The organism is Deltaproteobacteria bacterium, assembly GCA_022340465.1.
Lineage (GTDB): Bacteria > Desulfobacterota > Desulfobacteria > Desulfobacterales > B30-G6 > JAJDNW01.
On record JAJDNW010000015.1, the window covers coordinates 1 to 25,098 of the forward strand.

22 protein-coding genes are annotated in these 25,098 nt (G+C 52.5%); 10 read left to right on the forward strand and 12 right to left on the reverse strand.

What is annotated here, in order from left to right; all coding sequences use genetic code 11:
* Window positions 1-200: 200 nt before the first annotated feature.
* Window positions 201-710 (reverse strand): hypothetical protein, encoded by a 510-nt coding sequence (locus LJE94_02655; protein MCG6909008.1) that lies wholly within the window; start codon window positions 708-710, stop codon window positions 201-203.
* 272 nt (window positions 711-982) lie between these two features.
* On the opposite strand from LJE94_02655, the gene LJE94_02660 reads away from it, so the two are divergent.
* A complete protein-coding gene (locus tag LJE94_02660) occupies window positions 983-1,630 on the forward strand; it encodes a hypothetical protein (GenBank protein ID MCG6909009.1) in 648 nt (215 codons plus the stop codon).
* Between the two features lie 93 nt (window positions 1,631-1,723).
* Here LJE94_02660 and LJE94_02665 read toward each other — a convergent pair whose 3' ends face one another.
* On the reverse strand, window positions 1,724-1,981 hold the full coding sequence (locus LJE94_02665; GenBank protein MCG6909010.1) for a hypothetical protein: 258 nt from the start codon (window positions 1,979-1,981) through the stop codon (window positions 1,724-1,726).
* A 325-nt stretch (window positions 1,982-2,306) separates the two neighbouring features.
* On the opposite strand from LJE94_02665, the gene LJE94_02670 reads away from it, so the two are divergent.
* The 7 genes from LJE94_02670 (at window position 2,307) to proB (ending at window position 11,180) form a co-directional block, all read left to right on the forward strand.
* Window positions 2,307-3,809, forward strand: a complete 1,503-nt coding sequence (locus LJE94_02670) for a sigma 54-interacting transcriptional regulator (protein MCG6909011.1) — start codon at window positions 2,307-2,309, stop codon at window positions 3,807-3,809.
* Window positions 3,784-4,452: an ABC transporter ATP-binding protein gene (locus tag LJE94_02675; protein ID MCG6909012.1), complete on the forward strand. Its 669-nt coding sequence runs from the start codon at window positions 3,784-3,786 to the stop codon at window positions 4,450-4,452. Before LJE94_02670 ends, LJE94_02675 begins: the two co-directional genes overlap by 26 nt.
* Before the next feature lie 95 nt (window positions 4,453-4,547).
* Entirely contained in the window at window positions 4,548-5,783 is a 1,236-nt protein-coding gene (locus LJE94_02680) for an ABC transporter permease (GenBank protein MCG6909013.1), read from the forward strand.
* Between the two features lie 172 nt (window positions 5,784-5,955).
* Window positions 5,956-7,221 (forward strand): ABC transporter permease, encoded by a 1,266-nt coding sequence (locus LJE94_02685; protein MCG6909014.1) that lies wholly within the window; start codon window positions 5,956-5,958, stop codon window positions 7,219-7,221.
* A 23-nt stretch (window positions 7,222-7,244) separates the two neighbouring features.
* The gene (locus tag LJE94_02690) at window positions 7,245-8,339 is read left to right on the forward strand and encodes an efflux RND transporter periplasmic adaptor subunit (GenBank protein ID MCG6909015.1); all 1,095 of its coding nucleotides are present in this window, start codon (window positions 7,245-7,247) and stop codon (window positions 8,337-8,339) included.
* Between the two features lie 176 nt (window positions 8,340-8,515).
* On the forward strand, window positions 8,516-9,796 hold the full coding sequence (locus LJE94_02695; GenBank protein MCG6909016.1) for a glutamate-5-semialdehyde dehydrogenase: 1,281 nt from the start codon (window positions 8,516-8,518) through the stop codon (window positions 9,794-9,796).
* A 220-nt stretch (window positions 9,797-10,016) separates the two neighbouring features.
* Entirely contained in the window at window positions 10,017-11,180 is a 1,164-nt protein-coding gene (gene proB / locus LJE94_02700; protein MCG6909017.1) for a glutamate 5-kinase, read from the forward strand.
* 569 nt (window positions 11,181-11,749) lie between these two features.
* Here proB and LJE94_02705 read toward each other — a convergent pair.
* The 4 genes from LJE94_02705 to LJE94_02720 are packed head-to-tail and all read right to left on the reverse strand — an operon-like array spanning window position 11,750 to window position 15,680.
* Window positions 11,750-12,571: an ABC transporter permease gene (locus LJE94_02705; GenBank protein MCG6909018.1), complete on the reverse strand. Its 822-nt coding sequence runs from the start codon at window positions 12,569-12,571 to the stop codon at window positions 11,750-11,752.
* A 5-nt stretch (window positions 12,572-12,576) separates the two neighbouring features.
* Window positions 12,577-13,479, reverse strand: a complete 903-nt coding sequence (locus LJE94_02710) for an ABC transporter permease (protein MCG6909019.1) — start codon at window positions 13,477-13,479, stop codon at window positions 12,577-12,579.
* A 24-nt stretch (window positions 13,480-13,503) separates the two neighbouring features.
* On the reverse strand, window positions 13,504-14,589 hold the full coding sequence (locus LJE94_02715; GenBank protein ID MCG6909020.1) for an ABC transporter ATP-binding protein: 1,086 nt from the start codon (window positions 14,587-14,589) through the stop codon (window positions 13,504-13,506).
* The gene (locus tag LJE94_02720) at window positions 14,589-15,680 is read right to left on the reverse strand and encodes an extracellular solute-binding protein (GenBank protein MCG6909021.1); all 1,092 of its coding nucleotides are present in this window, start codon (window positions 15,678-15,680) and stop codon (window positions 14,589-14,591) included. Before LJE94_02720 ends, LJE94_02715 begins: the two co-directional genes overlap by 1 nt.
* 184 nt (window positions 15,681-15,864) lie before the next feature.
* Here LJE94_02720 and LJE94_02725 point away from each other — a divergent pair, with 184 nt between their 5' ends.
* Window positions 15,865-16,845, forward strand: a complete 981-nt coding sequence (locus LJE94_02725) for a C-terminal binding protein (GenBank protein ID MCG6909022.1) — start codon at window positions 15,865-15,867, stop codon at window positions 16,843-16,845.
* Window positions 16,846-17,334: 489 nt separating this feature from the next.
* Entirely contained in the window at window positions 17,335-18,504 is a 1,170-nt protein-coding gene (locus LJE94_02730) for a pyridoxal phosphate-dependent aminotransferase (GenBank protein ID MCG6909023.1), read from the forward strand.
* A gap of 432 nt (window positions 18,505-18,936) precedes the next feature.
* Here LJE94_02730 and LJE94_02735 read toward each other — a convergent pair whose 3' ends face one another.
* From LJE94_02735 to LJE94_02760, 6 genes are all read right to left on the reverse strand, one after another.
* Window positions 18,937-20,376 (reverse strand): glycerol kinase, encoded by a 1,440-nt coding sequence (locus LJE94_02735; GenBank protein ID MCG6909024.1) that lies wholly within the window; start codon window positions 20,374-20,376, stop codon window positions 18,937-18,939.
* A 27-nt stretch (window positions 20,377-20,403) separates the two neighbouring features.
* A complete protein-coding gene (locus LJE94_02740; GenBank protein MCG6909025.1) occupies window positions 20,404-21,222 on the reverse strand; it encodes a hypothetical protein in 819 nt (272 codons plus the stop codon).
* Window position 21,223: 1 nt separating this feature from the next.
* A complete protein-coding gene (locus LJE94_02745) occupies window positions 21,224-22,105 on the reverse strand; it encodes an ABC transporter permease (protein MCG6909026.1) in 882 nt (293 codons plus the stop codon).
* Between the two features lie 2 nt (window positions 22,106-22,107).
* Window positions 22,108-23,199: an ABC transporter ATP-binding protein gene (locus LJE94_02750; protein MCG6909027.1), complete on the reverse strand. Its 1,092-nt coding sequence runs from the start codon at window positions 23,197-23,199 to the stop codon at window positions 22,108-22,110.
* Window positions 23,200-23,316: 117 nt separating this feature from the next.
* Window positions 23,317-24,408 (reverse strand): ABC transporter substrate-binding protein, encoded by a 1,092-nt coding sequence (locus LJE94_02755; protein MCG6909028.1) that lies wholly within the window; start codon window positions 24,406-24,408, stop codon window positions 23,317-23,319.
* 501 nt (window positions 24,409-24,909) lie between these two features.
* Window positions 24,910-25,098, reverse strand: a 189-nt coding sequence (locus LJE94_02760; protein MCG6909029.1) for an alanine--glyoxylate aminotransferase family protein, incomplete at its 5' end; no start/stop codon positions are given.

The following is a 25,098-nucleotide window of genomic DNA, read 5'->3' on the forward strand; positions in this document are numbered from 1 at the left end:
CATATGTTCTCATCATAGCTAATGGGCTGCAATCCAAAAGCGATTATAATAGCGTTTGAAGTAGAATGAATTGCAGGTAAATCGTTGTAAAAGATGCCCAATGGGAAACGTCGTTTCGGAACGGTATGTTGCCAAACGCTATAGCGGAAAGCGATTGGTACAGCGAAGCGAATGACGATGAGTTACCCGCAAAGCGTAAGTCACAGATTCCTCCTGCCTGTTATCAGCAGCAGCCCATAGGCCGCCACACCTCCCAGAACGAAGGCAAGCAGGTCGTACGCGTCAAAGGAACCGTTTTTAAAATAGGCCGCGGTGTTTTCCAGAAAGGGTATTTTTTCGAAAAAAGCGGGGGTCAGCGACAGGGCCAGCGCCTTGTATTTCTGCCCCAGCTCGAAAAAACCGTTGACCAGAACCCAGAACAGGCAGATCGCCAGGTAGCGCTTTTTGCCCCGGGTGAAAAAGGCGCCGGTAATCAGGCTGAAGGAGAGCACGTGAAAGAAGGCCGGCAGCCGCAGCCCCAGGCTCCCCAGCAGGGGGGCCTCCGCTGACCACAGCTTTAAATGGATGCCGAACCAACGCGTGAAATACACCCGCTCGGGCGAGCGGTCGATCACGTAGACCAGCGACCCCACAAGCAGCAGGAAGATCCCCGCCAGAAGCTGGGTCCGGCTGTGGACGAACGGCTGTTCTTCTTTTTTATCATCGATCATGGATGCCGAGCCTCACGTAACATCCTGTTTAGGCAGAGAATACACATAGCAGTCGAGGTACAGAAAGTCATTTTACCCGAAATGTTTGCGTTTTACAAAATCTTTCGAGCGGGGTTTTATAAACAGTGACCTGGCCCGGACAAACCAGAAATACTGAACAATTTTAGTGATTGACATGCCTGCTTCTCCGGTGTATTATTAAACGCTCTTCGAACTGAATCAGAACTCCCCGACATACATTTTATCAACCATTAGCCAAAGGAGGCCCACCGATGATTATCCAAAAAGCCGGCGTTTTCAGATTGTTACGCTACCTCGGCGTCTTCTGCGCCATCACCATGGGTTTTTTCAGTATCGTGGCCACCAGCGAGGACGATGTCAAGGATGCCCTTGACCTCGAATTCAGTGAAAATTATGAGCTTTCAACAGGTGAGGTAACCGTAGCAAAGCCTGCCGCGGTTCAAATAGCCGAGGTCGTTAAAGGTTGCACAGATTCGTTATCGGTCAGAGGCGTCATGCAGAATCTCGAGGATTGGGAAGATATTGAAAAAGTGGACATCGATTCGATTAAACTGGATCCCAAAAAGATCAGAGTTGAGTACAGAAATGCATGGACAGATCCGGCAAACGAAACGTTCTCATGCACAGCCACGTTTGAAGAACTCAATCCCCCGGACACCAGAGATGCCTATACATTCAGCCTTCCCGCTTTCGACGTCACCTTTAATGATTCGACCTGGAAAACCGCGGTTGACATTGATCCGACGGATGAAATGATGAACGCAATAAACTACTTCCTCGCAAATCGAGCAGAAACCTTTAAAATCTGCTACGAATGTACATTCGATGAGCAGACAATAGATGACTGGAGTGTCGGCATCAGGCTCATACTTCCCGTTAAAATCACAGGCACACCCTAAACCGTAGCTCTCAATCAAGAAAGGCACAACATGATATGTACCGTGTTGTGCCTTTTCAGTTGCTACCAGGAATGAACGGATCGGAATGGGTAATCACCCGAAGATGCCGCCCGCCTGGCGGCGCTCGATGCCTTCCAGGGCGAAGTAGCCGAAATGGACCGGATCCTGCGCCTTCCTGCGCTCCACCCCCTGGTAAACGCGGCCGTTGCCCCGGCGGCGCTCGATGCCTTCCAGGGCGTAATAGCCGAAATAGGTCGGGTCGTTTTCCTGCCTGCGCTCCCTGCCGCGATAGGGTTCTTTCCCGCCGTTGCCGTGGTTCAACGTTACGTATTTCCAATTATTTTTTGTCATCGTCTTTCCTCCCGATTTGTCTTTCATCCGCCGTTATCCGCTAACGGTTCGATCACCTGAAGATACAAACACCGTGCCAGAAATTGAAAAAAACAGCTTAACTGATTGTATATATGTATAATTTATGTTAATTATCCATTGTCGACAAACGGAGACGCAGGCGCGGAGTGGACATTCTATGCACAGCGTGTCTGCATAATAGGTATATACTGTGATTGATTGTTACGTGTGAAATGTAAGATGTGAAACGTAAAACGTATGGCGCAAGGCAATTTCGACGCATTATGCGTCGAGCGGCCTGCGCCCTGAGCCGTATTCCGTGATTATGAAAAAGCAACGCTCACTCGAACCCGAACTGCGTGATTTTTTCAGCATCGTTCAAAAGGCCGCCCTGGCCAATCCCTTCGATGCAGATCGCAGCGCGTTCGACCGCCAGCTCTCGGGGCTGACCGGGAATGTGCCCCCCGAAAAGCAGATCGAAAAGGCCGTGTACGAGGTCGGGCAACGCGTCGAGCTCCTGGAAAAAGAGGGGCAGGCGGATTTCCGCCTCTATGCGGGCGACGACCGGCAACTGGTCAGGACCGCCCTCCTCTTCCAGTATTTCTACCGGTTCAGGGAAAAGTTCGACCGGTTCATCCTCGACCAGATCGATGCCGGCGACACCAGCCTGAAGGTGCCCTTTTCCCAGGAGGCGCTTTCCTTTCTGCGCAAAAGGGGCTTCGGCATCGAGGAATCCCGCCGCTACTTTGCCCTGAGTTACCAGCTGCGCCGGGCCTACTTTTTCATCAACCGGCGTCTGGTGGGGCGCAGCCCGGCCATGACCAGGCTGCGTTTCAATTTGTGGAACAATGTGTTCACCCACAACATCGATCTTTACGAACGCTATCTCCTCAACCGCATGGAGGATTTCTCCACCCTCTTTTTGGGGGAAACCGGCACCGGCAAAGGCATCGCCGCCATGGCCCTGGGATGCTCGGGCTTCATCCCTTTCAACGAAAAGAAGAAAAGCTTTCAGGAAAGCTTCACGCGCGCCTTCGTCTCCATCAACCTCTCCCAGTATCCCGGGACCCTGATCGAGTCCGAACTTTTCGGTCACAAAAAGGGGGCCTTTACCGGCGCGGTGAAAGATCACATCGGCGTTTTCGGCCGGTGCAGCCCCTTCGGCGCCATCCTTCTCGACGAAATCGGGGAGGTCAAAGCGCCCCTGCAGATCAAACTGCTCGAGGTGCTTCAGGAACGGATTTTCTTTCCGGTGGGCAGCCACGAAAAGAGCCGTTTTCAGGGACGCGTCATTGCGGCGACCAACCGGCCGCTCAAGGACTTGAGGTCGAAAAAAGGCCTCAGGGACGATTTCTACTACCGCTTGAGTTCGGACATCATCACGGTGCCGCCGTTGCGGACGCGCATTCAGGAAAACCCGGATGAGTTGTACGATCTGCTCTCCTTTACGATCGAAAAAATGATCGGCACGCCGTCCCCCGAAATCGTGGACATGATCAAGCGGGTGATCGCCGAGGATCTGGGCCCGGAATATGCGTGGCCGGGAAATGTGAGGGAACTGGAGCAGTGCGTCCGCCGCATCGTGCTGAGCAGAAACTACGCGGGTGACGATCCGGAACCGGCATCCAACGACATCGCTGCGCGGCTGCAAAAAAGCATCGAAAGCGGCGAGATAGATGCCCAGAACCTTTTGGGCGGATACTGCACCATGCTCTACCAGCGCTTCGGCACCTTCGAGGAAGTGGCCCGGCGGACCAACCTGGACAGGCGTACCGTCAAAAAGTATATCGGTGAATGGCCCCATGATTCAGATTCGGAATCTGCATAAGACCTACACCATGGGCAGAAACGAGCTGCATGTGTTGAAAGGCATCGACCTTACCATCGCCCGGGGGGAGATGGTTTCCATCATGGGCTCCTCGGGCTCGGGCAAATCCACGCTTTTGAACGTCTTAGGGCTGCTGGACGGGTACGACCGGGGCGAATACCAACTGAATGACACCCTGATAAAGGATCTCAGTGAAAGCAAAGCCGCCTACTTCCGCAACCGTTTTTTCGGCTTTGTCTTCCAGTCTTTCAACCTGATCTCCTTTAAAAGCGCCCTGGAAAATGTGGCCCTGCCGCTCTACTATCAAAAGATCGGCCGCAAGAAACGCAACCGGCTCGCACTTGAGTATATGGAAAAAATGGGTATGCGCGACTGGGCCGGGCACATGCCCGGTGAGCTTTCCGGCGGTCAGCAGCAGCGGGTGGCCATTGCCAGGGCCATGATATCGCACCCTGAGGTCATCCTGGCGGATGAACCTACCGGTGCCCTGGATACGGACACGTCCTATGAAGTGATGGACCTGTTCCGGGAGATCAACGCCGAAGGGGTGACGGTCATCATCGTCACCCACGAACACGACATCGCCGCCAGAACCGGCCGGACGATTCGTCTCAAAGATGGGCGGATTCTCAATCGGGAATAATTACGCCCGAAGGGCAAATGACAAGTAGTCATGGATAAAAAGGGTCGTCTAAATTATTAAGCACTTAGTACCTACACTCAGGCAGCCAGGATATCATGCGCATCGACATCGACCTTTTCCAGGAAATTTTCGCCACCGTCCGCGCCAACAAACTGCGGACCTTTCTCACCGGGTTCAGCGTGGCCTGGGGCATTTTCATGCTGATTCTGCTGCTGGGTTCCGGCACGGGCATCCAGAACGGGGTGCGCAACGAATTCAAGGGGATCGCCACCAACGGTATCTGGATCCACCAGGGCCAGACCAGCGAACCCTTTGCGGGACTGCAGCCGGGACGCCCTATCAAATTCACGAACAGGGACTATCGTGAAATAAAGGAATCCATCCCGGGGGTCGAACACATTACGGCGCGCTACTACAAGGGGAGCAGCACCACGATCACCTACAAGGAGGAAACCGGCGTCTTCAGTATAATCGGCTGCCACCCGGACCATCGCTACATGCGTGAAACCATTCTGCTGGAGGGTCGCAATCTCAACGACAAGGACGTGCGCGAGTTTCGCAAAGTCGCCTTCGTGGGCGTCCAGGTACGCGACCAGCTCTTCAAGGGCGTTGCGCCCGTCGGACGGTTCATCAACATCAGCGGCGTCCCTTTCAAGGTTGTCGGCGTATTCACCGACGACTACAATGAACGCACCCAACGGCTGATCTACCTGCCGATCTCCACCGTCCAGAAGGTTTTTGGGCGCGGGGACCGCATCCACGCAGTCCTTTTCACCACCGGTGACGCCACCATCCAGGAGAGCCTGGCCATGCAGAAGGCGGTGCGCAACAAGATGGCCGCCCGCCACAGGTTCAACCCAGAAGATGAAAAGGCGCTGCGCATATGGAGCAGCGCCCAGGATTTCCATAAATTCGCAACCCTGTTCAGCAATATTCGCATCTTTATCTGGCTGGTCGGTATCGGCACCATCTTTGCCGGCATCGTCGGCATCAGCAACATCATGCTGATCGCGGTAAAGGAGCGCACCAAGGAGATCGGCATCCGCAAGGCGCTCGGAGCCACGCCATGGTCCATCATCGGCCTGGTGCTGACCGAATCCGTACTGATAACGGCCATTTCCGGCTATTTCGGCCTGGTGCTGGGTGTTGGGGTCATCGAACTCTTAGCCGGCAGCCTGCCGGCCCTCGACATGTTCCAAAATCCCGAGGTGGATTTCAGCGTAGCTGTCAGCGCACTGGCGCTGCTGGTGGCCGCGGGTCTGATCGCCGGCTTCTTCCCGGCCAGGAAGGCGGCCGCGATCCACCCGGTGGAGGCGCTGAGAGATGAGTGATCACAAACTATGCCTGGATCGATGACCCAGGCATAGTTTGTGATGGAACGCGGCTTCGCCGCTATTTTACATACAGACTATTGCTGCCGGAATGCAGATACAAGCGTATTCCTGATGCGCTCAATGCCTTTTGCAACTTAAAACCTAACACCTAAAACGTAAAACGGTTATTATGATTTTCGACCGCGACAGTTGGCAGGAAATCACCCATACCCTCGGACAGAACAAGCTGCGCTCGTTTCTGACCGCCTTTGGTGTTTTCTGGGGCATTTTTCTCCTGCTGATCATGGTAGGTGCAGGCAGGGGGCTGCAGAACGGCGCCATGGACGACTTCAGCGGCAGGGCCACCAACAGCGTTTACCTCTGGACCCGTCTCACAACCATCCCATACAAGGGGTTTCCCATCAGAAGACGCTTCTATTTCGACAATGACGACACCGAGGCCCTGCGGCAGAACATCCCCGAAATCAAGTATCTGGGGCCTCGCAACCAGGCAGGCGGCCACAGGGGGGTGACCAATGTGTCCCGGGGCCTGAAGAACGGCGCCTTCAACATCAACGGCGACTACCCGGAGTACAGGCAGATACAGATCCTGCAGATAACGCACGGCCGGTTCGTCAATGACCTGGACATGCGCGGCAGGCGCAAGGTGGCGGTCATCGGCACCCACGTGCGCGACGTCCTGTTCGAACCCGGCGAGACCCCTATTGGCAAATACATCCTGATCCAGGGGGTGTACTTCAAAGTGGTCGGTGTGTTCGCCTCCAACCGGGAGGGCGATCAGGCCGAAGAAGAAACGCAGACTGTCTTCATCCCCTTCACGACCTTCCAGCACACCTTCCATTTCGGCAAAAGGGTCAGTTGGTATTCGATCACATCACAGCCGGACATCCCGGTCTCGGTGGTGGAGGAGAAGGCGATCGCCCTGCTTGCAGAACGCCATCAGGTGTCCCCGGACGACCGCGCCGCCTTCGGCAGCTACAACGCGGAAAAGGAATACCACAAGATTGTCAATCTGTTCAAAGGCATCAACCTCCTCATCTGGTTCGTGGGTACCTTCACACTCGTCGCCGGCGTGATCGGCGTCAGCAACATCATGCTCATCGTCGTCAAGGAGCGCACACGGGAGATCGGCATCAGAAGGGCTATCGGCGCCACGCCCTTCAACATCCTTTCGCAGATCCTGGCGGAATCGGTTCTGCTCACCGCCGTATCCGGCTACACCGGTCTGTTTGCAGGCGTGGTGACCATCGAGCTGGTGGCGCGGGCCCTTGAATCCGCCGGAGCCGGGATCGAGTATTTCCGCAACCCGGGAATCGATTTAAAGGTTGCAATCGCGGCACTTTCCATTTTAGTGGTATGTGGCGTGTTCGCCGGCCTCATACCGGGCAAAAAGGCCATCAGCATCAAACCGGTGGAGGCCATCCGGGACGACTGACTGCTCCCACGAAGCGGTTGACTATGAAAATCATTCTAAAAGCGATAGTTACCCTCATCATCCTTGCCGTCTTTGCCGGCACCCTGTACTTCCTTTACGAAAAATCCAAGGAAAAGCCCGTCATCTATCAAACCCGGAAACCTTTTACCACCAACATCGTGAGCAAGGCTGTGGCCACCGGCTCGATTGTTCCCCGCAAGGAAATCGACATCAAGCCTCAAATTTCGGGGGTCGTTGAAAAAATATTCGTGGAGCCGGGGGACACATTGAAAAAGAATGCGTTGATCGCCAGGCTGGAAATCATACCCGACATGATCAGCCTCAACAACGCCGAAACCAGGCTGAACCAGGCGCGCATCAGCCTGAAGAATGCCGAACTGGAATTGAAGCGCCGTGAAAAGCTGTACGAGAAAAAAATTGTCACCGAAGCGGAATACACGCAGTACGAAACTGCCTACGACCAGGCCGTAGAGGAGGTCGCCTCGGCCGAAAGCAACCTGCAGCTGATTAAAAAAGGAACCTCGAACCAGTCAAAAGAGACCACCAACACCCTGATCCGCTCGACCATCAACGGCATGGTCCTGGACATCCCTGTCGAAGAAGGCGATTCCGTCATCGAGGCCAATACCTTTAACGCCGGTACCACCATCGCCACGGTGGCCGACATGCAGGAGTTGATCTTCAAGGGCGAGGTGGACGAGTCGGAAGTCGGCAGAATGAAAGTGGGCATGGAGCTGGTTCTGACCATCGGTGCCTTCCCCGACGAAAGCTTCGAGGCCGGACTGGAGTACATTGCTCCCAAGGGGAAAGAGGACAACGGTACCGTCCAGTTCGAAATCCGAGCCGCCCTCGAGCTGAAGGAATCCCGTTTCTTGAGGGCCGGCTACAGCGCCAACGCCGATATCGTTTTCGAAAAAAGAATCGGCGTCATGGCCGTAAAGGAAAGCCTGCTGCGATTCGAAGACGGCCGGGCGTATGTCGAAATCGAAACCGCCCCCCAGACGTTCGAAAAGCGCTGGGTGAAGCTGGGACTCTCCGACGGCATCGATGTCGAAATTCTCTCCGGGCTCTCTCCGTCGGACCGCATCAAGGTGTGGGACCGACCGAGGAGGCGCTAGATGGAGGGTGCAAGATCGGAAGGCAAGAGGCAGTTGCCTTTCGATTTTCGCGCCCATCCCCTTGCAAAAAATCACTTTCTCCTATACTTGTAAATAGATAGAATCCATTGAAAATATGTTTGTTTTGATCATTCTTAACATTTAAAACGCTCAACTTAGTTACCCTAAGGTTGCATATGGATACGACTCAACAAGCCCAACATGCCGGGAAAGCAAAAATTCTGCTCGGAACGCTGGGACACGAGGCCAAAAACCGGGCCCTCGACAACATTATTCAGGGGCTGCAAGCCAAAAGGCAGGCCATTGTCGCCGCCAATCAAGCCGACCTCGATCTGGCCGCAAAGGAAAACCTGGCCGCTCCGCTGCTCAAACGCCTCAAGTTCGACGATCAGAAGATCGAAGAAGCCTGCGAGGGGCTAGCCAGCCTGATCAAGCTGGAAGATCCCGTGGGCAGAATTCTGGACGCCACGGAACTGGACGAGGGGCTCGAACTCTTCAAGGTAAGCTGCCCCATCGGCGTCATCGGCGTCATATTCGAATCCAGGCCCGACGCTTTGGTTCAAATCGCCTCGCTGTGCCTCAAAAGCGGCAACGCCGTCCTGCTCAAAGGCGGCCGGGAAGCGGCCAACACCAACCGAATCCTGGCCGACATCATCGACAGCGCCGCTGTCCGTGCCGGTGCGCCCGAGGGCTGGCTGGGCCTCATGGAAACCCGCTCGGACGTGGAGGATCTCCTGGGCATGTCCGGCTACGTGGATCTCATCGTACCCCGGGGAAGCAATGCCTTCGTCCGCCACATCATGCAACATACCACCATCCCCGTGCTGGGGCACGCCGACGGCATCTGCCACGTCTATGTCGACGGCGACGCCGATCTCGACATGGCGCTGAGGATCGCGCTGGACAGCAAATGCCAGTATGTCGCCGTGTGCAATGCCGCCGAGACCCTCCTGGTTCACCAGGACACGGCCCGGACTTTCCTGCCGCGCCTGAAGGAACGCTTCGACGAAAAGGGGGTAGAGATCCGCGGCTGCGAACGAACGGCCGCTGTCATCGACGTCGCCGCAGCCGTCGAGGCGGATTGGGCCACGGAGTACCTCGACCTGATCATCTCCATAAAGGTCGTGGACAGCCTGACGGAAGCCGTCGACCACATCAACCGCTACGGTTCGGGTCACACCGACGTCATCGTCACCGGAAACCGGGAAAAGGCAATGCGTTTCATGGAACAGGTCGACTCGGCCGATGTCTTCGTGAACTGCAGCAGCCGATTCAGCGACGGGTTCCGCTTCGGGCTGGGCGCGGAAGTGGGCATCAGCACCAACAAGATACACGCCCGGGGTCCCGTGGGCCTCGAGGGGCTGATGATCTACAAATGGCGTTTGATCGGCAACGGGCACATCGTCGCCGATTACACGGGCCAAAACGCGAAAGCCTTTACCCATCGAAAAATCTGAAGTCCGGCCTATAGCCATCATACGAACCACAAAGACACAAAGAACACAAAGGATAACACCGTGTCCCAGGCTGTTATGAAAGACGGCCGCCCCGTTCATTTATATATCAATAAACTAGTTGCTTTTAAAAATCTTTGGATAAATGCATAGATAATTGACCCACGGACAAAATCCATTCAGGAAAAGTAACATCATTCAAGGTGCGAGGAATATTAAACGTATGGACCGCAGACCCTATCTGAAGAACATCAAGCGGGCCGTCGTCAAGATCGGCAGCGGTGTGCTGACCCGTAAAAACGGCCTGAACCTCAACCTGATAGACGACATCACCACGGAAATCAGCAAGCTGCGTAAAAAAGGCGTCGAGATCATCCTGGTGTCCTCGGGCGCCATCGCCGCCGGGTTGAAAAAAAGGGGGCTCTCCAGACGGCCGGATTCAACCTCCCAGATGCAGGCCCTGGCAGCCATGGGGCAGAGCAGCCTCATCAGGGCCTACGAGGAAGCCTTTGCCAGGCACAACGCCCGCTGCGCCCAGGTTCTGCTGACGCGCGACGACCTCACCCACCGCCGGCGCTATCTGAATGCCAGAAACACGTTCCTCACGCTTTTATCCTGGGGCATCATCCCCATCGTCAACGAAAACGACACCGTGGTCGTGGACGAGATCAAATTCGGCGACAACGACAATCTCGGCGCCATGGTGACCAATCTGACAGAAGCCCAGCTCCTGATCAACCTGACCAACATAGACGGCCTGTACGACAGGGATCCGCGGCAGGACAAGGGGGCCAGACTCATTCCCGTCGTCGACAAGGTAGACCGGAGTCTCTCCAGGGCAGCTGGCTCCATTCCCGGGTTTCTGGGCACCGGCGGCATGACCACCAAACTGGCCGCAGCCAAAAAGGTGTCCCTGGGGGGCGTCCCCAGTGTCATCGCCAACGGACTCAAACCGGACGTGCTGAAAGACGTCTTTGCCGGAAAGCCCGTCGGCACGTTTTTCAAACCGAGTCCTGTTCATCTCAACAGCAAGAAGCAGTGGATTGCCTTTACCAAAAAGCCCACCGGTGAAATCGTCATCGATGCCGGAGCGGAAAAAGCCCTCCTGAAAAATGGAAAAAGCCTTTTGCCTTCGGGCATCGTCAACGTCCGGGGCCGCTTCAGCGTGGGCAACGTTGTGGCCATCAAGAACCTCGATCAGAAAAAAATAGCCGTCGGCCTGGTCAACTACAGCTCGACCAATTTGCAGCAGATCAAGGGGGCCAAAACAGCCGAGATCGAGTCCATCCTGGGTTACAAGCACGACGACGAAATCATTCATCGGGACAACCTGGTCCCGGCTGACATGCTGGCGGACCCCCATGAAACCGATTCCGACCGGAATTGAGCGGCAACCGAAAGGCCTTCCGCTACTCCCGCCTGGCGTCCATCGACGGCGGCGAAACGTTTTCAGATAATCATCTCTTTTTATGACTACAGGAAGTATTCTCTTTGGGCTTGCCGTCACATAAAGGCCGAGATTAATCTGCTTTCCGGCGCAGGTCTATACCAAAGTGGCTTCAAAGGTACTGTTACAAAACATCTAGTTGAGAGAGGTCACCGATAATGATGTAATCACCGCTTTTTAGCAATACTCTTTTTTATATGCTTTTTCGCTAATCAAAACTCGGAATCTCTCTATTTTTTCTTTTTATTGGCCACCCGATTCGTTGGAATATCATCCGTTAGTATAAGTTTATACTCAAGTAACTTCCTGCACCCGCAGAAGGCATCCTTTTGGACAATCTACCTTTTAGAAATCCAGAGTTGAAGTCAATTGCTGGTTGTATGTAAAGCAAACCGGGGGGCCTTATGGCCGCCCCGCTTATAATTTACCACTATATCTATTCAAGAAACACGTGCCTATCTAATTCTATTCTGTGCCCGCTAATATCCTTTGTTTTGACAAACGCCCTGTTATCGTTCGCTGAGCGTTTTGATGCCGGCGAATTTGGCTCCCATGGCGATGGCCGCAAGGGTGATGACGATCATAATGGTGGAAACCGCTGCCACAATGGGGCTGACCTCATATTTCAATGAGTTCCATATTTGAACCGGCAGGGTCATGGTTTCAGGAGCGGTCAGGAAAAGAGCGATCGAAAATTCACCGAATGAGGTGATAAAGGAAAAAATCATGGCGGTTAGAACACCGGTGCGGATGCAGGGTAAGGTGATCAGAAAAAAGGTTTTCACCGGCCCGGCCCCAAGATCTCGGGCGGCATCCTCAATTTCGAAGTCATAGCCGGACAAAACCGCCTGAACTAGAAGGAAAACCGTCGGGGTTGCCCACAGGCTGTGGCCGGCGATCACGATGGCGTAAGTGTTGGAAAGGCCGATGCGATGGGCGAACATCAACAGACAGATACCGATGATAATCCCGGGCACCAAAAAGGGCATCATAATGATCAAATTGATCACATTGCGACCACGGAAGGTGCGTTTCATATATCCCAACGCCGCCAATACTCCGACAGTCGTTGAAATGATCATCGTCGGCAGAGCAATGATCAGGCTGTTTTTAAACACCATGACCCACCAGTAATCTTCAAAAAAAGCCTTATACCACCTCAGCGATAGCCCCTCGGGCGGAAAAACGATGTAACTGCCCTTGTTAAAGGAAACCAGCATCGTTATGGCGATAGGTGCCAGAATAAAGGTCAAAACACATATTGTTACGACTGTAAGGGCCACCGCCGGCCAATCGATTCGGTAGTCTGTTAGGGCGGAATACGGTTTCATTATATTCACCGGATCATGTAATCGGCGTTTTTTTGGGTTAAGCGATTGCTGATAAACAGCACGCTGACAGAAATCATAAACAGGGTAAAGGCTATGCTGGCACCGAAAGGCCAGTTGAGAACCGTTAAAATCTGATCCGCCACTTCGATGGAAATCGTTCGTTGAGCGGACGAACCCAGTAACGAGGGAACTGCATATTCCCCCATTGACCAGACAAAGGCAAACAGTCCGCCGACGACAACGCCCGGAATGCTCAGTTTAAAAGTCACTTCATAGAAGCTCTGAAAGCGGCTGGCGCCAAGGTCCCGCGCCGCTTCGATCAGAGACCAGTCGATGCCCTCCATCACACTGATCATAATCAGCAGCACCCAGGGAAACACCATGTCCAGGAGCCCGATGACCACGGATAACGGCTGAAAAATCATGGACAGCGGCTGATCGATAAGACCGATGTTCAGCAACAGGGTATTGATCAGGCCTTTCTGTCCCAAAATCACAAACCAGCCGTAAATGCGCACGATCAGATTAGTCCACAGCGGAACGATTATCAGCAGTAGACAGATTATTTTTTTAAGGCCCTCGGCTCGAGACACATAATAGGCAACTGGATAGCCGGCAACTAGGGAAATGGAGGTGACTAGGACGGCGATCTTGAGGGTAAAAAAAATGACCCGCAGGTAGAACGGATCGGTTAAAAATTTAATGTAGCCATTCAAACTCAAGGCCGGGTGATAGACGCCCATACCAACGTTTTCGTAAAAACTGATGCGCAGCAGGCTGAAAATGGGGATGAAAAAAAAGACCAGCGCCATCAGGACCGAGGGTAAAAATATCCAAACAAACTTGCGTGCCTGGAAGACCTGCTTCAGTTGTACGGCCCATCCGGGATGATTATTTAAGGTCGGCAAAGCGGCTCCTCTTGCCGTTTAGGGTTATGCAGGCAGTACCAGGCAAGCACCGGGTTGAATTTCTAGATAAACGTCTTCGGTTGGATGCCAACAACTTTCACTGCCGGCGCCGACGACATCTTCCACCACAATCATTCGGTCACCGAAAGCCACCTGAAAGCGCTGGGTTGAACCCATAAATGTGACGTCCATCACTTTACCACGGAGCACATTTTCGGTGGCGGTCGAGGCCTGATGGCTGAGGGATATCTGTTCCGGCCGAATGCCGACAACGACATCTGTCGGGCAGGGCTCATCTCCAGTCCGCTGCGCCCTTATCCGTCCACCATCGTTGAGTTCCACCACCACGGTATCACCTTCCTGCGCCGCTATACACCCTGGCAAAAAATTGGTTTCTCCAATAAAATCAGAGGTAAATCGTGATACGGGATTAAAATAAATGTTGTGCGGTGAGCCGATTTGCTCGATCCGACCCTCGTTCATGACGACAATTCGATCTGCCATAGCCAGTGCTTCGGTCTGGTCGTGGGTGACAAACACCGTGGTAACGCTGACATTCTTCTGAATGCGTTTGATCTCAAAACGCATCTGCTGCCGAAGCTTGAGATCCAGGGCGCTTAACGGTTCATCCAACAACAGCACCGCCGGTTCCACCACCAGGGCCCGGGCCAGCGCCACACGCTGCTTTTGACCGCCGCTGAGTTGGGACGGGTATCGATTTTCCAATCCAGATAAATTCACCATTTCAAGGCATTCACGAACCTTGCGGACAATATCCTGGCGCGGCTTTTTTTTCATTTTCAGACCGAACCCGACATTTTCAGTCACGGTTTTGTGTGGAAAGAGCGCCCAGCGCTGGAAAACGGTCGCCGTGTCGCGCTTTTCCGGCGGCACGCCATTTACCGTTTGTCCTTTGATCTTTACCGTTCCAGCGCTGGGCGCTTCAAGACCGCCGATCATGCGCAGCGTCGTGGTTTTACCGCAGCCACTGGGGCCAAGCAGAAACAGAAATTCACCGTGCTTAATTTCCAGGTTGATATCGTCGACAGCAACCGTATCCTTGAAGCGTTTGGTCAGTCCTATCAGTTCAACGTCGTTCATAGCAGCCATTATTTTGCCTGGGTAATGACCTCTTTTTTCCAGCGCTCTTCAAGTTCGCCCCACTGTTTGTTCAACAGTTCCCAGTCAAAGAAAGCGGTTTTTTTGAATTCTTCGTTGGTGGACGGCACCACCCCTTTAAGGGCCGGGGCGATGTGGGCATTGCGGTTGGAAATCCAGCCTCCGTTGCGTTGTGCAAAAGAGGTCTGGTTTTCGGCCGCAATGCAAAAGTTGATAAAGGCCTCACAAAGATCACGGTTATCGGTACCTTTCATCACCGTCAGGTATCCAATCCATCCCACGGCACCTTCCTCGGGAAACACCATTTTCACCTCAGAACCTTTGCGCATCTCAGAATAAGTGCCTCCACTGTAATAGGTGCCCATAACGACTTCACCGCTATTGATCAGCTGAAATAATTCCGCCCCGCCACTGTAAAACTTTTTCACGTTCCGTGCCAGATCAGCGCTGATTTTAAATACTTCGTCCATGCCCGCGTCGGAATACAGTTCACCAACGCCTGGATCGCGCTTACTGATAAAAGCCGAGGCATAAAGCCCGTAATAAAAGGTCTTGTCTAGGCTCAGCTTGCCAGCCACTTCCGGGCGCATCAGATCCGCCCAGCCGGTGGGTGTAAAACTGATTTTGCTGGGCATGTATACCGGCAGATAGGTACCGCCGTCAAAGGGCACGCCATAGCCGTCCACCCAGGCCTCCCGTTCGAGCAGCACCGGATAAATTTCACTGGCGTTAGGGATGTTCTGTTTGCGGATGGGTAACAGCCGATCAATGTTGCGGGCGGCGATATAATTCCAGCCATCTGCCATAAACACGTCGTAGGGTGGTTTGTCCTCCGGAGATGCCTTGATTTTTGATATGAATTCGGACCATCCGGGCGACACAATCACGATTGCGCCGCTGGCCTTCATGAATGGTTCGGCATAGGCTTTTTTAAAATCTTCTGTGTATGGCCCGCTCCAGCAGGTTACAGTGATTTTTTGGCCCTTAAAGCGGGTTAAATCATCACTGACTGCCGGGTTCACCGCCAAGCCAAGCATTAGGAACAAACCGACACAAACAATGCACACAAACCGTTTTTTCATGGTTTCCCTCCTATGGTTTGAAGGTTATTACTAACACTCTATCTTTGATTATGGAATTCTGGTATGCATTGTCAATACAAATCAGTGTTGCAACCCTGGAGAAATGCCAATCTAAAAGCATTTGTCAAAAGAATATTTTAAAATCGGTGTTAACCGTTCTCAATGGCTTTTAGGAGTAGAATTCATGCCAAAACAAAAAGTGTTGTATGCTGACAGCTCTTTTCAGGATCTCGGTGATCTGGAAAAAACCCTCACTGCTGTCGACGTTGAACTGGTTGTCGGTGATTGCCAAACCCAGGCGGATGTCATAGCCCAAGCTGCTGAGGCAGACGTAATCATCACTGAGTTGATTTTTTTAGACGCAACAGTATTCAAGGCCTGTCCTGCATTGAAGCTCGTCTATACCAACAACGTGGGTACAGATCGTATAGACATCGAGGCCGCCACACGTTACGGCATCTTGACCTGCAACAATCCGGACTATAATTTTCGCGAAGTGGCCGAACACACATTAGCTCTTCTTCTAAGCCTTATTCGAAAGATCCCCAAAGCAGATGCTTATGTCCGCTCAGGTGGATATGACTATAACTATTTATCGCCTTTGAAACGATTCGAAGGGAGTACTGTTGGACTATTAGGTTTTGGCCGGATTGCGAAGTCCATTGCCAAAAAACTCACTGGGTTTGATGTTCGGGTGCTGTTTTACGATCCCTACGTCGAGGAATCCCACATTGGTCAAGCCGAAAAGATTTCTCTTGAAATGCTGCTCCAAAACAGTGACTACCTGTGCATTCACGCCCCGCTGACGGAAAAGACGCACCATCTGATCAATGCCGACACACTCAATTTGATGAAGCCCGGAGCCGTCATCGTAAATGCAGCCCGGGGGGAGATTATTGACACAATGGCCTTGATGGACGCCCTGAAATCGGGCCAACTGAGCGCAGCAGCGCTGGATGTTGTCGAAGACCAAACTTCCCTCGGTCCGGGACATCCCTTGTCTGGGATGGACAACGTTATCCTTACACCACATTCAGCCTGGCTTTCCGAAGACGCTGTCAACCAGTGTAAAACCGATCTAGCCAACGAACTAATCCGTTTTTTCAACCATCAACCCTTGAAAGCCCTCCTAAACAGAGAGGTTCTGGACAAACCATCAACCTAAGCAGACACTATGAAAAATCCACCGATCGCCAGTTGAGAGTACAAAGTCCCAGGACGTTAGGGCCAGTTGGAAGCAAAAAAACAACAAACCAACTTTCATCTCTATTGAAAAATAGCTGTCCTTGAACAAATACCCTTACAAGCGATTTTAACTGTTGACAATCGCTTTTTCATAGAAGGAATATATGAAAACAATTCAAGAATCACCTATTTGAAATCGACGCTGAAATTGGTTTAATTTTGGTTCTTTTCTGCAGATAATATCGATGCTGGAATTAAAAAGGTAAAATTTGACAACCCATTCGGGCAAAGCTTATCGATCATTTCCGGGGTTCGGAACGGTGGTGGTTTGCCTGGTTCGATTAATCCATCCAGCATATAGGAAACTTTCTGCATCTTGTGTTAACGGCTTTCATCATAACGATCGCCTAAAGGAAGGGGCCGTTATTATCATCAACATCCATTAACATTTAACTATTGGATAAAAAAAATGAATTTAACGATAAGCAAACGAATAGAGTGGGTCAAACAATCTGAAATTCGCAACATGTCCATCGAATGCGAAAAGTTCGGAGGAATTAACCTTTCACAGGGTGTCTGTGACCTCGCTGTACCGGATATCGTAGCGAAGGGCGCCAAAAAGGCCATAGATGACGGTATCAATGCCTACACTCGATACGACGGACTGGATGAGCTACGTGGCGCTATCGCAAGGCGACAAGAAGCTTTTAGCGGCCTAACGATCGATCCCGAAAAAGAAATTGTGGTCACGGCTGGTACAACAGGAGCCCTTTTTTCAGCTTTCCTTGCACTTCTTAATGCCGGTGATGAAGTGATTCTTTTCGAACCATATTACGGTTATCATGCCATTAATCTAGTTTCGACCTTGGCCGTCCCCGTATATGTCTCTATGACCCCGCCGGATTGGACGTTTTCGCGCGAAGCCCTTGACAAAGTGGTAACTGAAAAAACAAAAGCAATCTTGATCAATACGCCGGGAAATCCGTCTGGGAAAGTGTTCACAACGGAGGAACTAAGAACCATTTCCGAATTCGCAATAGAGAACGATCTCTTCGTATTTACAGATGAAATTTATGAATACTTTGTTTATGATGGCCGGCAACACATCCCACCAGCAAGCCTACCAGATATGCGTGAACGTACAATCATGGTATCGGGGCTATCCAAAACATACAGCATTACCGGGTGGCGAGTTGGATACGTCATCTGCGATGCCAAGTGGTCAACGGCTATAGGATACTTTAGCGACATGCTTTACGCCTGTGCACCGGCTCCTCTGCAGATGGGAGCTGCAATGGGACTCATGCACTTGGGTCCCGAATTTTATAGTAATATTTCAAAAGAGTACCAGAAAAAACGTGATCGTATTTGCGATGCTCTAAATACAGCCGGTCTGACACCATTCGTACCCCAGGGCGCATACTATGTCCTTTGCGATATTTCCAAAATTCCAGGCAGCTCTGGCAAAAAAAAGGTGATGCACCTATTGAAGGAAATTAAGGTGGCTAGCGTACCTGGAGAAGCATTTTACCATGATGCCTCCGGAGAGAATTTGACTCGTTTTTGTTTTGCCAAAGAAGATGCAGTCTTAGATGAAGCCTGCCGACGAATCGAATCGTACGGTAGAAAAAGTTGTTGAAATGGCCCTTTGATTAACAATTTCAATCACCCCATATTCACCAATATATTGGGATTTAGACTTTGTTAAAATTATGTTAACTTACTGATATCAATTTTTTAATTAGCTCTGTTACAAAACATCTAGTTGAGAGAGGTCACCAATAATGATGTAATCAATTATATTTCGATACTAATCGAACTATGAAGATTAGAACTGTTAATTATTACAGGTAACCACAGTGAATTTATTTCTTGATTTAATTCAGCATAAAAATCCACGTCCTTTGGGCGTGATCAGAGTCTGAAGGCTTTGCCAGAAAACTACTGAGCTGTATTACTCTCATTGAAGGTTGGGACCGCTGTTGAAAACTGTTTTTGGTGAATGGCGGGCCGCCTGAGAGACCGTTCAACCGGACCATATGTCGGGTAACGACTATGGGCGGTGAAGCGTTTATCGCCAGTTGCGGGAGCGGGAAACGGCCTCTTCGAAGCGTTCCAAGAGGTGTGTCAAATTTTCACGCGGGTGGATGACGGCCCGCGGTGCGTGGGCCGGCGGCAGGCCGGCCGTATCCTTGGCCAGTCCGCAGCCGATCAATGCAAAACGGCCTGTGCCGATGGTGGTGATATCCGGCGAGGCCGGAACGATGATGTTCCGCCGGGTGGTATCCGCCAGAAACTGGCAGAAATAGGCATTGTTGATGAGGCCGCCGTCCACGGAAAGGTCTTGCTGGCCGCCGGTCACGGGGGCGATGGCCGCCAACACCTGGGCGGTTCTCAGGGCGATCCCTTCCAGCACGGATTGGCATAGATCCCGGCGGCTGGTTTCGAGGCTCAATCCCACCCAGAGTCCGGTGGCGGTTCGATCCCAGTAGGGACAGGCCAGGCCGGACAGGGCCGGAACGAACACCACGCCTCTTTCGATGGCGGGTCTGTTTTCAAAGGCACCGATTTCGTCAAAGTCTGAAAATAATCCAACCTTGCGGACCCAATTGACGGCCGAACCGGCGTTGTAGATTCCCGCGTCCACGGCATACACCGGCCGCCGGCCGTTAAGCTGCCAGGCAACCGTGGACAAGATTCCCCTGTCAGGCTCCCTGTGGATGCTTTCCCCAACGTTTGCCAGCGCGAACACGCCGGTTCCGAAGGTCACTTTGGTCTGGCCGGTGTCGTAGCAGGCGTGGCCCATTAGAGCTGCTTGCTGATCCACCACACTGGCGGTTAAGGGAATCCTTTTGCCATTGGAATGGACATATCCGAAATGAGCGGTCGTCGGACGGATCTCCGGCAGGATCTCCATGGGGATTCCGAACAGGCGGCAGAGCTCGGGGTCCCAATTGCAGGTTTTAAGATTCATCAGGCTGGTGCGGGAAGCGGTGGTTACATCGGTGGCATATTCTCCGGTCAGTCTTTCAATGAAGAAGCTATCGGACGTCCCCAACTTCAAGCGACCCCGGTTGAGAAGCCTTTGTGCCTCGGGAACATTTTTCAGGATCCAGTGGAGTTTGGCAGCGGAAAAATAAGGGTCCAGGGGGAGTCCGGCACGGTCAAGCGTGACGGCTTCCGCCCCATCTTTTTTTAGGGACTCAATAACATCGGCGGTGCGCTGATCCTGCCAGACAATGGCGTTGTACACAGGCTCTCCGCTGTCACCGTCCCAGGCGACGACGGTCTCCCCCTGATTGTCCAAACCGATGGCGTCGATATGTTCGGCTGTATGGATCGATTTTTTGATATGGCGCAATAAAATCCGAGGATCATGTTCCACCCAGCCGGACCGGGGATAGAGCTGGGGGTGATCCTGCATGCCGCAAAATTCGAATCTCCCCTCGGCATCCAGGGTATAGGCCTTGGTTGCCGTCGTCCCCTGGTCAACTGCGAGAACACGCTGCATACTTGATCTCCAGACGGGGGAAGCGCATCACTGGCCCCGATATCCGAGGCGCACGAAACCGAGCCGAATCAGGAAAAACAGGGTAATCAAAACCAAAAAAACCAGCCCGTTGATGATGGCGGTCAGCGCGTATAATTCCGGCTCGATGCCATGGCGTAATGTGCCCCAGGCGATGGTTGGCAGGGTCGGGATCGCCCCGACCGCATAAAAAGTGATTTCCAGATTGTTGAAGGCCAGAATAAAACTCACCAGAAAGGCTCCCAGTACCGAAGGCCAGATCGTCGGCAGGGTGACCTCCCAGAAACAGCGTGCCGGCCGGGCACCAAACACCATGGCGGCTTCATCCATGCGCCAGTCATAGCGGGTCAACTGGGCCAAAATAACCAGAAATGCGAAGGATAGGGCCTGGGTTGTATTGGACAGCACGGCCGAGTGGAGATTCCCCGCTAATCCCAGGATGTTGCGATGAAACATCATGGATGAAATACCGATGAGAATACCGGCGACAAAAAGCGGAGACAGGTAGAGAACGGCAAACACGCCCCGCAGGGGCGAGCGATACTTGAGCAGCCCGATGGCTGCTGAAGCGGCGAAGATACTCGCCAGCGCTCCGGTTCCGATACCGATCAACAGACTGTTGAAAAAGCCCAGATGAAAATCACTCATGATCCACAGTCGCTGATACCACTGCCAGGTAAACTCGGGTGGAAACGGCCAGACCGTATTGTCCACAAAGGAAACGTAGATAATGAAAAAAATTGGAAAGTAAAGGAAGGCATACAACAGCACGAGCAAGGCCGATTGGATAACAACGACCATGCGTTCCTTTGGACTTACAGCCGCCATATTAAAACCCCTCTCCGGTATACCCGCTCCGTTCTAAATTGATCGTTCGCCAGATGATCACGATGAAAATCAGGCAGATGAAAAACAACACCACCCCCATGGCGGAACCCAGTGCCCATGTGCCGGTGGCACCGAACTGGTGTTCGAGAATATTACCGTACAGGGCGCCGTTTACACCGCCCAGAAAGCGGGGCGTTACAAAGGCCGCAAATGTCGGAATAAACACCAGAACAATCCCGATGGCGGTGCCAATCCAGTTCAGGGGCCAGGTGATTTCCAAAAATGCCCGCCACGGTTTGGCACCGTTGACATACGCGACTTCCAGGAGTTCAAAATTGAAATTGAGCAGCGACAGATAAATGGCCAGTACCATGAATGGAATCCAGAGGTAGATCAGGCCGATGGCGGAGGCGACGTTGGAGTACATGAGTGCCTGAATGGGTTCGACTCCAAAGTTCTGCAGCGCCATGTTTAGCAACCCGATGGGGCCCAGAATTTGTTGCATGGCGGTTACCCGCAGGATGATTCCGGTAAAAAAGGGGGCCGCCGTCAGCAACACCAGGACCAGCCGGTAACGGCCGCCGCGTTTGGCGACCAGGTAGGCGACCGGATAGGCATATAGCAGGCAGGCAAACGATACCGAAACTGCCATCGCCAGTGAGCGCCAGATAAAGGTCAGGTAGGTTTTTTGTCCCAGAATGGTGAGATAATTGTCTATGTTCCAGTCAGCGATCAACTCGTAACTTTCGGTTCGCCAGAAACTAAAAATCAGAATTGAAATGAGGGGCAGAATCAAAAAGAAAAGCAAAAACAGGGCGCCCGGTAGCGTTAGCAGGGTGAAACGAAAGTTTTGACTCTGCCGCAATCTCTGGAGAAAGTCCATTTTCACGTTTCCTCCGACAGAAAAGCATCGCCGGCTTCAGGATGCCAGCTGATTTCCACAGGCCCCCGGATTTTAAGGTCGGGCATCTCGGTGGCGGCGTTTACCACCAGCTCCTCGCTGTTTTCCAGCACAACAAAGTAGGCTGAGTGCTGCCCCTTGAAAATAATGTCCCGCAGGGTTCCTTTAAGGCGGTTGTCCCCCTCAGCGGGTGGGGCTTCAGCGGGCGCCTGAATGGAGATTCTTTCATGTTTTAAAAAGTAATCGCTGGTGTCTCCGACCCTACAGCCCGCATATGCGGGGATCTTGAGCTGAAGCCCTTTCCATTCAAGAACGGCGGTTCCGCTGTCGACGCTTTTGATTCGCCCGGTGATGTGGTTGGGCGATCCCAGAAAAGAGGCTACAAAGCGGGTCTTGGGGGCGTTGTACAGATCGAGTTTGGCGCCGACCTGTTCAAATTTGCCGTTGTGCATCACGGCCATACGGGAGCTCAGGGTCAGGGCTTCCTCTTGGTTGTGGGTCACATAAATGAAGGGTATCTCCAGCTCGGCCTGGAACCGTCGCATCTCAACCTCCATCTCTTTGCGCAGTTCCAAGTCCAGGTTTGCCAGCGGTTCGTCCAGCAGAAGGATGTCGGGGCGTGACACCAGGCCCCTGGCCAGGGCCACGCGCTGTTTCTGTCCGCCGGAAAGCTGATGCGGATAGCGGCCCGCAAAGCCGCCCATCCTCACCAGGGCAAGGACCCATTGAAGCTGTTCTTTTTGTTTGTCGTCGGGCATCCGCTGCATTTTAAGCGGGAATGTAATATTTTCGCCGACCGTCTTGTGTGGAAACAGCAGGAAATCCTGGAACACCATTCCGATGCCGCGGGCGTAAGGCGGAAGCCGGGTGACATCGCGTCCACCGATATGAATGGTGCCATTTCCCGGGGTTTCCAGACCTGCGACCACACGAAGCAGAGTGGTTTTTCCTGAACCGCTTGGCCCCAGCAGAGAAAAAAATTCACCTGTATCGACCTCGAGACTCACTTTGTCTACGGCTCGGACTTTATCGAAAGATTTTTCAACTTGAACGAGTTTTAAGGCGGGCTCAGTCATTTTGGTATCTCGTAGCTATTCCGTTCCGTTAGAATAAAAAAAACAACCAAGGAAAAATTGAGACGTGCACGAGCCGATCGGCTGTGCACGTCTTTCGGGGTTCATGCTGGCAATGGATCAGGCAGCTTCCACTTCCGACCAGATGCGCTCCCATTTTTCAGGCGATGAAGGCGCATCAAACTGATACAATCCCTTGATGGCGTCCGTGTCGTTCAAGAACAACGTGTCCACATAGCGTTTGGGGATCATCTTGCGTACGTCGACGGTGGGGGCCCAGCCGATCTCTTCGGCTATCACGACCATATTTTCGGGTTTGAGGCGGAAGTCGATCCACTTGAGGGCCAACTCCATCTTCTCGCTGTCTGTGACGCCCGACGTGACGCACCAGGTATCCACCCAGCCCAATCCGCCCTCCTTGGGATGCAGCAGGTGTTTCATCCGCAGCTTGGACTTTCCGTCGAGATAGTCAAAATGGATCAGCCGGTAAACCCCGGACCATTCCGGAGCCGCCCATACGGCCTGGGCCCGCAGCAGCCTTTCCAGCGTCGCTTCGTCGTTCCAACGGGTGAGGAGATATTTTTTCTGGTCAATAAGAAGCTTTTTACATTCTTCCAGTTCATTGTCGTACAATACATAGGGGTTGAATGGCTTCCCATCCGGACGCGGTTTGGTTTTGGTGCCCATGCGATCACAGACAAGGATGCCGGTTAAAGCGATGTTTTCCTCGAAGCGGGAACTGACACACAGGTGCCCTTTGTATTTCGGATTGTACAGGAGAAAAATCGAATCGGAATCTTCCTCGGCGACTTTGTCCATGTTGATGGTGATGCCGTACCCTCCCCAGCAATTGGGTGCGGCAATCATGTTTTGACCATTTTCCTCCTGCAGCAGCATGTAGTTGGGCGGAGTGAACACGGGGAATACATACTGCATATTGGAGAGCTTTCCATAATCAACCGCTTGGGTCAGACCCTGCTTTGCATACAGCCGGGGCCAAAATCCGTCCGCCATCACCAGGTCGAAATCCTTTACCCCGCCACCTCTCAGCTTATTATAGGCCTCGGAATTACCGTCAAAAAATCCGGCGCTGACTTTGCAGTCGTATTTCTTTTCAAATTCAGCCGTCAATTTTTTCACATTGTAGTGCTCCCAGCCCAGCCAGCGCAGTTCAAGCTTGGCGGCTTTGGAGGTGCGAACGAATGGTCCCATGTTAGCCACCGTAAACGCAACCGCCGCTCCTTTGGCGCTCTTTTTTATAAATGACCTCCGAGTAACCGGTTTTCTGAGTGTGTCTTCAAGGTTTTTTTTCATCCGCGACCTCCTTATTCGAAAGAGTTAGTATGAATCATCCCACAGACCTATCCGAGATGTGGAAGTGGTTTCAGCTCTCCATCCAGCCCCCACGGAGGTGGAATTCGTCTCAAAATGCGTGCACCCCAAAGGCATGCCGCGTTTTTCGACGACCTCCGCCTTGAGCGTGAAGGCGATCCGGTGCGCGACCCACTTCCGGAACCTATCGCAAAAACGATTTTTGGACCGAAATTGGTATTGAACCCCAAAGCAAGGCCTCAACATGCGACAGGATGTCTGCAAATTGATTTGAGGTCTCGCCTTGATTTCGAACGAAAATCCTAAAGTTGAGACAACGTATTGTATTCTGATATCAACAGCCCCAAAAGGCTTTCTGCTCCTGGGTGTCTTTCGAGGCGGTTAAGAATTTAACTCGGTTAGTGTTTCCTGCATGTGCTGCAGGAAGATCGCACACATTTCAGGGGTCACTTCCCCCATGTTGGCGATTTGGAACATATTTTTCTGTTTGAGAGGACCTTTACCAGCATAGACGGTAAACCCCTTTTTTTCCATGATGTCAATAAATTTGTCCATGGGAATTTTAGTGGG